At 67.3% G+C, this 8,148-nt stretch carries 9 protein-coding genes and 1 tRNA gene; 1 reads left to right on the top strand and 9 read right to left on the bottom strand.

The window, feature by feature from the left end:
* Positions 1 to 230: 230 nt before the first annotated feature.
* The 9 genes from rplL to ACFXGX_RS14640 all read right to left on the bottom strand — a co-directional run bounded on the left by rplL (position 231) and on the right by ACFXGX_RS14640 (position 6,558).
* Positions 231 to 608, bottom strand: a complete 378-nt coding sequence (rplL, locus tag ACFXGX_RS14600; RefSeq protein WP_365870887.1) for a 50S ribosomal protein L7/L12 — start codon at positions 606 to 608, stop codon at positions 231 to 233.
* 110 nt (positions 609 to 718) lie between these two features.
* Positions 719 to 1,249 (bottom strand): 50S ribosomal protein L10, encoded by a 531-nt coding sequence (gene rplJ, locus ACFXGX_RS14605; RefSeq protein ID WP_261705305.1) that lies wholly within the window; start codon positions 1,247 to 1,249, stop codon positions 719 to 721.
* 343 nt (positions 1,250 to 1,592) lie between these two features.
* Positions 1,593 to 2,441: an LppX_LprAFG lipoprotein gene (locus tag ACFXGX_RS14610; RefSeq protein ID WP_384789856.1), complete on the bottom strand. Its 849-nt coding sequence runs from the start codon at positions 2,439 to 2,441 to the stop codon at positions 1,593 to 1,595.
* Between the two features lie 109 nt (positions 2,442 to 2,550).
* Entirely contained in the window at positions 2,551 to 3,498 is a 948-nt protein-coding gene (locus ACFXGX_RS14615; RefSeq protein WP_384789859.1) for a hypothetical protein, read from the bottom strand.
* 201 nt (positions 3,499 to 3,699) lie between these two features.
* Positions 3,700 to 4,425: a 50S ribosomal protein L1 gene (gene rplA / locus ACFXGX_RS14620; RefSeq protein WP_355987555.1), complete on the bottom strand. Its 726-nt coding sequence runs from the start codon at positions 4,423 to 4,425 to the stop codon at positions 3,700 to 3,702.
* A 93-nt stretch (positions 4,426 to 4,518) separates the two neighbouring features.
* Positions 4,519 to 4,953: a 50S ribosomal protein L11 gene (rplK, locus tag ACFXGX_RS14625; RefSeq protein ID WP_355882089.1), complete on the bottom strand. Its 435-nt coding sequence runs from the start codon at positions 4,951 to 4,953 to the stop codon at positions 4,519 to 4,521.
* Positions 4,954 to 5,146: 193 nt separating this feature from the next.
* Complete coding sequence (gene nusG / locus ACFXGX_RS14630; protein WP_384789864.1) at positions 5,147 to 6,019, bottom strand: transcription termination/antitermination protein NusG; 873 nt, start codon at positions 6,017 to 6,019, stop codon at positions 5,147 to 5,149.
* Positions 6,020 to 6,096: 77 nt separating this feature from the next.
* A complete protein-coding gene (gene secE / locus ACFXGX_RS14635; protein WP_153289137.1) occupies positions 6,097 to 6,378 on the bottom strand; it encodes a preprotein translocase subunit SecE in 282 nt (93 codons plus the stop codon).
* Between the two features lie 107 nt (positions 6,379 to 6,485).
* Positions 6,486 to 6,558, bottom strand: a tRNA-Trp gene (locus ACFXGX_RS14640).
* Between the two features lie 247 nt (positions 6,559 to 6,805).
* Between ACFXGX_RS14640 and ACFXGX_RS14645 the strand changes: the two genes are divergently transcribed.
* The gene (locus ACFXGX_RS14645; RefSeq protein ID WP_384789867.1) at positions 6,806 to 8,032 is read left to right on the top strand and encodes a pyridoxal phosphate-dependent aminotransferase; all 1,227 of its coding nucleotides are present in this window, start codon (positions 6,806 to 6,808) and stop codon (positions 8,030 to 8,032) included.
* The last annotated feature ends 116 nt before the right edge of the window (positions 8,033 to 8,148 follow it).

Here is an 8,148-nt window from a genome sequence, read left to right on the forward strand (position 1 = left end):
CGTGCGGCCCGTCTTGCAACCCGTCCCTCTGCCTGTCACAGGTGGTCGGAGGCACAACGAAGATCACCATACTCGTCGCGGCCTCCAGCGCAAGGCTGCCGCTTCAGGGACCCCCTGGAACGCCGAAGAGCGACCACCCAGTTGGGTGATCGCTCTTCAGTGCGTCAGCGTTACAGCGCTACGAGAGCGGCTGTGACAGCTTCACAGGAGTCCTCGGGGGACTCGTCGAGTTACTTGACCTCGACGGAGGCGCCGGCGCCCTTGAGGGACTCGGCAGCCTTCTCGGCGGCCTCCTTGGCGACCTTCTCGAGGACGGGCTTCGGAGCGCCGTCGACGAGGTCCTTGGCCTCCTTCAGGCCCAGCGAGGTGAGCTCACGCACGACCTTGATGACCTGGATCTTCTTCTCGCCGGCACCCGTGAGGATGACGTCGAACTCGTCCTGCTCCTCGACGGCCTCAACGGCGACGGGGCCGACCGGGGCAGCGGCGACCGCGGCGGCGGCGGTGACGTCGAACTTCTCCTCGAAGGCCTTCACGAACTCGGAGAGCTCGATGAGGGTGAGGTTCTCGAACTGCGCGAGCAGCTCTTCCTGGGACAGCTTCGCCATGATGGCGTCCTTCCACTAATTCGGCAGGTGCCGGGATGTACTGGTGAGGCGGGCGTACGTTCGGCCCGCTACGACCGTCGCCTCAGGCGGCGGTCAATGCGCGAGCCGAATTACTCGGCACCGCCCTGCTCGGCCTGCTTGACACGAAGCGCCTCCGCGGTGCGGACGAACTTCGAGGGGAGCGCCTGGAAGAGACGAGCAGTCTGCGTCTGCTTGCCCTTGAAGGCACCCGCCAGCTTGGCGAGCAGAACCTCGCGGGACTCGAGGTCCGCAAGCTTCTTGATCTCGTCGGCGGACAGCGCCTTGCCGTCAAGGACACCGCCCTTGATGACGAGGTTCGGGTTGTCCTTGGCGAAGTCACGAAGACCCTTCGCCGACGTCACCGGGTCACCGGTGATGAAGGCGACCGCCGTCGGACCGTTGAACAGGTCGTCGAGCGAAGAGATCCCGGCCTCGTTGGCCGCAATCTTGGTCAGCGTGTTCTTCACCACGGCGTACTGGGCGTCTTCACCGAGCGAACGGCGCAGCGTCTTGAGCTGCGCCACGGTGAGACCCCGGTACTCGGTCAGCACGGCGGCGTTCGAGCTGCGGAACTGGTCCGCGAGCTCGGCTACCGCGGCAGCCTTGTCGGGCCTTGCCATAGAGCGTCGGCCTCCTTCCGGGTGATGAGGACCGCTCAGAAGGATCCGAACAACAAAAACGCCCCGGCGCAGGCGCACGGGGCGTAGCTCGACCGGATTACTCCGCACGCTGGGCGTACGAACTCCGGGAACACATCCACGGTCACCTGCACGGGTCGTCCGCAGTGCGGATCCTTCGGTCACCCCGTCCTCTTACGAGCACGTGGCAACGACCAGCGGTCTTTGGCTTCTCGAGGAGCGTACGTGAAGGGGACGCCGTCAAGCAAATCCGGCCGAACGGCCCGGCCGCCGGCCGCGTTTCGCGGCCGTCACCGGCCGCGTCCGGCGGACCCGGCGGCGGGGATCAGCCCTCCTGGGCGCCCTTCATCATCTCGGCGAGGTCGACGGTGTCCTTGGCCGGCGGAGCGGTCACGGTCACGGGCTTGTTGTAGTCCAGGAAGGTGATGGTCATGTCGAGCGGACCCTTGTCGGCGGTCCCCCGCATACGGAACTGCTTGGTGTGGTCGTCGCCGTCGATCCACATGTCCATCGTGATCGCGTCGATGCCCATCTTGGTGTACTGGTCGAGGGCCTTCTCCCGCTTCTCGCGCGTGGCCTTGTCCTGGCTCTTGAGCGACTTGCGGAACGCGTCCAGGGGGACCGTCCCCTTGTAGTGCGTGGTCTTCACGCCCTCGACGGTCTCGGTCCCGACCTTCTTCACGTCCTTGGAGCCGGTGAGGAGGGTGGACTCGGCGGCGGGGTTCTTGTCGGCCTGTCCGCCGCCGAGCTGGCTCGCGTTCAGTTCCTTGTCGGCGCCCAGGGCGGACATGTCGAACTTGATCCAGCTCTTGCCGTCCATCTCCTTGGCGGCCTGGGCGCCCCCGCCGATGTACATCGCGTTGTTCACGAGCCGGATCTCGACCGGGCCGTCGGTGGCCTGGTCCTCGGCGGTCATCTTCATGCTCATGGCCAGCGGCTTCATACTCATCGCCGCCTCACCGCTGACGCGGCCCTCCCCCGGAACCTTGCCGGTCATCCGGTAGCGGAGCGAGGTGATGTCGTCGGTCTTCTTCGCCGCCTTCGCCACGGCCGCGGCGGGCGTCAGCGCGGGCGACTCCTCAGCGCCACCCTTCGAACAGCCCACCGCTCCCCCGCCGAGGACCAGCGCCGCGAGGGCCGCGCCGGTCGCCCGGCGCCCTGCCGAAGTGCTCACAGAAAGCTTCAAGGTTCCCCCCAAGGAACAGATGCATGATTCACAGATCCGGCGCGAGCGTAGCCCAGACCCGTTCGGATGATCACCTGAGTTTCGGGCGACTCCGGGCTCAGGAGGGGGAGTCGGTACCCGAGCCGCTCGCGGTGTCACCGCTGCCGGGCGTCAGGCCCTGCTTCTTCAGGATGTCCTTGAAGTCGGTGGTGTCACCGGCCGGGGGCGCGACGGCGGAGACCTTCACGCCGTAGTCGCTGTAGTACGTCGTGGAGGACATCGTGCCGCTCGCCATCGCGGCCTTGGAGACGGCCTTGACGAGCAGGTCCTCGGCGTCGACCCAGATGTCGACGTCCTCGGTGGTGATGCCGGCCTGGTTGAACTGCTTCTTCATGTCGGAGAGCTGGCTCGCGGTGAGGTGGGAGCTCCGGGCCGCGAGGTCGCTGACGTCCACCGTGCCCGCGTAGTGCGTGGTCCTCTTGCCGCGGACCGTCTCCTCGCCGACCTTCTTCACGTCGCCGGAGGCCAGCAGGAGCTTCACCGACTGGTTCGGCGAGCTGTTCTGCATCTGGTCCTTCAGGAGCGCGCCGGAGCCGCCCCCGAGCTTCGCCAGGTCGTCGTACCCGTACCGGATCCAGTGCGTGCCGCCCACCTGCCGGGCGTAGGCGTCGCCCATCTTCGCGTAGTAGGCGTCGGACAGATAGCGGGCCTCCATGGAGTCGCTGCCCATCTGGCGCATCGTGTCGGCCATCGTGCCGCCGGTGTACGTGATCGTCATGTCGCCGGTGAAGCCGTCGCCCCAGGCCATGACGCCGCCCGACTTCATGGACATCAGCGTGCCCAGGGTCGTCGTGGACTCGATCCTCGCGGAGTCCGCGCCGTCGGTGGACCTCTCCGCGGAGCGCAGGGCCGCGACGGGACTGACACGCGTGGCGCTCTTGTGGCCGGCCTTGTCGCCCTTGCCCGAACTCCCGGAGGAGTCGGAGGAGTTGCAGGCCGCCACCCCCGCCAGCGCCGTCGTCAGCACGATCGAGACACTCACACGGCGGACCATGGTGCTCTTCATTCGTCCCCACCCCTATGCGAACTCTGTGAACCGCACGCTAGCGCAGCCCACTGACACTCGTATCCGGATTCCTCCGGGGGCAGCTCGCCCCGCGACGGCCGGAAAGACTTCCGCACATGAGGACGGGCCCCGCACCTCGAAAGGTTGCGGGGCCCGTTCAGATACGCGTGCGCGACGCGGTCACCGGGGTGAGCGAAGGGCTCAGACGGCGGCCGGGTCCTCCTCGACGAGGAGGTTGCGGGTGCGGTTGGGGTCGACGGGGACGCCGGGGCCGATCGTCGAGCTGAACGCGGCCTTCTTGATGTAGCGACCCTTGGCGGCCGACGGCTTCAGACGAAGGATCTCGTCGAGGGCCGCACCGTAGTTCTCCACCAGCTGGGTGTCGTCGAAGGACACCTTGCCGATGATGAAGTGCAGGTTCGAGTGCTTGTCGACGCGGAACTCGATCTTGCCACCCTTGATCTCGGTGACAGCCTTGGCGACGTCGGGGGTCACGGTGCCGGTCTTGGGGTTCGGCATGAGACCACGGGGACCGAGCACGCGGCCGAGGCGGCCGACCTTGCCCATGAGGTCCGGGGTGGCGACGACGGCGTCGAAGTCCAGACGGCCCTTCGCGACCTCGTCGATCAGTTCGTCGGAGCCGACGATGTCGGCTCCGGCGGCCTCCGCGGCCGCAGCACGGTCACCGGTCGCGAAGACCAGGACCCGGGCGGTCTTGCCGGTGCCGTGCGGCAGGTTCACGGTGCCACGGACCATCTGGTCGGCCTTGCGCGGGTCGACACCCAGGCGGAAGGCGACCTCGACGGTGCCGTCGTACTTGCTCGTGGAGGTCTCCTTGGCGAGACGGACGGCCTCGAGCGGGGCGTACAGCTTCGCCCGGTCGATCTTGGCGTCCGCAGCGCGGAGAGACTTGCTGCGCTTGCTCACTACTGCTCCTGATGTGTTCTGAGGAGTCGTGGTGTGGGCCGAGCAGGCCCTGCCACGTGCGGCCGGAGCCGCAGGTTCCTACGAAGGTGGGTGTCAGCCCTCGACCGTGATGCCCATGGAACGGGCGGTGCCGGCGATGATCTTCGACGCGGCGTCCAGGTCGTTGGCGTTGAGGTCGGGCATCTTGGTCGTGGCGATCTCACGGACCTGCGCCTGGCTGATCTTGGCGACCTTGGTCTTGTGCGGCTCGCCGGAGCCCTTCTCGACACCCGCGGCCTTGAGGATCATCTTGGCGGCCGGCGGAGTCTTGGTGACGAAGGTGAAGGAGCGGTCTTCGTAGACCGTGATCTCCACCGGGATCACCCAGCCACGCTGCGACTCGGTCGCGGCGTTGTAGGCCTTGCAGAACTCCATGATGTTGACGCCGTGCTGACCGAGCGCGGGGCCGACCGGCGGGGCCGGGTTCGCCGCACCGGCGTTGATCTGGAGCTTGATGAGCCCCGTGACCTTCTTCTTCTTGGGAGGCATTCCGGGTCCTCTTTCGTTTTCGCCTACCTACGTCCGAGTCGCCCCGGACGGCTGCCCCCAGTCGGACCAAAGATCCGGATGGAGGCATACCGCACAACGATAACGGGTATCCATGCGCGGCTAAAAACCGAGCAGGTCAGACCGGCTGCGAGAGCCCGTCTGACCTGTTCGGAAGACGTACGTCCAGAAGGAGCTAGTTCTTCTGGATCTGGTCGAAGGAGAGCTCGACCGGGGTCTCGCGGCCGAAGATCTCGACGAGGCCCTTGACCTTCTTCGAGTCGGCGTTGATCTCGTTGATCGTGGCCTGCAGCGTGGCGAACGGACCGTCGGTGACGGTGACCGAGTCGCCGACCTCGAAGTCCAGCACCTGGACCTCGACCTTGCGCTGCGGAGCGGGCTTGCCCTCGGCCTCTGCGGCCTCGCGGGCGGCCTTCTCCTCGGCCTCCGGGGCGAGCATCTTGACGATCTCGTCCAGGGTCAGCGGGTACGGGTCGTAGGCGTTGCCCACGAAGCCGGTGACGCCGGGAGTGTTGCGGACGACGCCCCAGGACTCGTTCGTCAGGTCCATACGGACCAGGACGTAGCCCGGGAGCTTGTTCTGCTTGATCGTCTTGCGCTCGCCGTTCTTGATCTGCGCGACCTCTTCCTGCGGCACCTCGGCCTGGAAGATGAAGTCCTCGACGTTCAGCGAGACGGCACGCTGCTCGAGGTTGGTCTTCACGCGGTTCTCGTAACCGGCGTACGTGTGGATGACGTACCACTCGCCGGGGAGCAGGCGCAGTTCCTCGCGCAGGGCGGTCACGGGGTCGACGGGCTCGGCCTCGACTTCGGGCTCGGCCTCTTCGGACGCGTCCTCGTCCTCGTCCTCGACGGACTCGTCCGTGGCGTCCTCGACGTCCTCACCGGACTCGTCCTCGACGTGCAGGGCCGCGTCCTCGGCGCTCTCGCCGGCGGCGGCATCGGCAGCCTCGAACTCGTCCACGACGTCCGCTCCCTCGACGATCTCGAGCTCGTCGTCTACGGACTCGACCGACTCGGAGGAATCGTTCAGGTTCGGGTCAGACACGGTGGCTGCTTCTTCCTGGTTACATGGGGGTGGAACGCGCGAAAGGGGCGCCGGTGACGGCGCCCTTCGCTCTCGGCTCAGCCGAAGACGTACTTGGCGGCGTGGTTGAGCCCATAGTCAATCACGGTGACCAGGCCGATCATGATGACGACGAACACAATCACCACTGTGGTGTAAGTCGTCAGCTGATTGCGAGTCGGCCAGACAACCTTCCGGAGTTCCGCGACGATCTGGCGGTAGAAGGTGGCAAGGCGCTTCAGCGGGCCCTTCTTGGCACGCTTACCGCCCTTGCGGGCCTTCTTCTTGGACTCCGGCGCCTCGGCATCAGGCATGTCGATGGAGCCCACGGCGTCCGTCACTCGTCCTCACCTGATTCCCGGGTCGTGACCGTGCCGCGCCCGGTTGAGCCGCACGGCGGTGCATTGCGGTACGTACATGCGCACACATCCGCGAAAGGAGTGTGTAGCAGGGCCGGAGGGACTTGAACCCCCAACCGCTGGTTTTGGAGACCAGTGCTCTACCAATTGAGCTACGACCCTTTGATTTCCCCCAACGTACCGCATTCGACCGGGTGCTCGGTGTGCACCGGTTGAGCGCGGCCGGTGAAGGCCAACGAGGTGAGAGTGTACGTGGTCCGGAGCCGGGCGTCGAACAGAAAGTGTCGGTACGGGCCCGCCGCGTTGAAGATCCACTGGTGGAGCACGCGGATCCGGACGGATGTTCTGTCCTTGTTCAGTCCGTGAAACCCGTGTGCCGGGGGTGATTCCGGTCTGAAACGATGGGGTCATGAGCCCTGCAACCCCTCCCACCGAGCGCCGGGTCTCCGCCCGAGTCGGCGCGATCTCCGAATCCGCCACCCTCGCCGTGGACGCCAAGGCCAAGGCACTCAAGGCCGCCGGACGTCCGGTGATCGGCTTCGGCGCCGGTGAGCCCGACTTCCCGACCCCGGACTACATCGTCCAGGCCGCCATCGAGGCCTGCTCGAACCCCAAGTACCACCGCTACACGCCGGCAGGCGGGCTTCCCGAGCTGAAGGCCGCGATCGCCGCGAAGACCCTGCGCGACTCCGGCTTCGAGGTGGAGGCCGCCCAGGTCCTGGTCACCAACGGCGGCAAGCAGGCCATCTACGAGGCCTTCGCCGCGATCCTCGACCCGGGCGACGAGGTCATCGTCCCCGCGCCGTACTGGACGACCTACCCGGAGTCCATCCGTCTCGCCGGCGGTGTCCCGGTCGACGTCGTCGCCGACGAGACCACCGGTTACCGCGTCTCGGTCGAGCAGCTCGAGGCCGCCCGCACCGAGAACACCAAGGTGCTGCTCTTCGTCTCCCCGTCCAACCCGACGGGCGCGGTCTACACCCGCGAGCAGATCGAGGAGATCGGCCGCTGGGCCGCCGAGAAGGGCCTGTGGGTCCTGACCGACGAGATCTACGAGCACCTGGTCTACGGCGACGCGGAGTTCCACTCGCTGCCCGTGGTGGTGCCCGAGCTGCGCGACAAGTGCATCGTCGTCAACGGCGTCGCCAAGACGTACGCCATGACCGGCTGGCGCGTGGGCTGGGTCATCGGCCCGAAGGACGTGATCAAGGCCGCGACCAACCTCCAGTCGCACGCCACCTCGAACGTCTCGAACGTGGCCCAGGTCGCCGCGCTCGCCGCCGTCTCCGGCGACCTCACGGCCGTCGCGAAGATGCGCGAGGCCTTCGACCGCCGCCGCAAGACCATCGTGCGCATGCTGAACGAGATCGACGGCGTGCTCTGCCCCGAGCCCGAGGGCGCCTTCTACGCGTACCCCTCGGTGAAGGGCCTCCTCGGCAAGGAGATCCGCGGCAAGCGTCCCGCGGACACCGTCGAGCTGGCCGCGCTCATCCTGGAGGAGGCCGAGGTCGCGGTCGTCCCGGGCGAGGCCTTCGGCACGCCGGGCTACCTGCGGCTGTCGTACGCGCTCGGCGACGAGGACCTCGTCGAGGGCGTCAGCCGGATCCAGAAGCTGCTGGCCGAGGCGACGGACTGACCTCCGGCGTCCTGACGCGCCCTCCGGCGCACCCATGACGTCACCGCGCTCCACGCGCGCGTGCGGGGGGGGGGGGGGGGGGCGGCCCCGCCGGGGGCGGCCCGGGCCGGCGGCGG

The sequence above is a fragment of the Streptomyces sp. NPDC059371 genome, from assembly GCF_042751995.1.
In the GTDB taxonomy this organism is placed as follows: domain Bacteria; phylum Actinomycetota; class Actinomycetes; order Streptomycetales; family Streptomycetaceae; genus Streptomyces.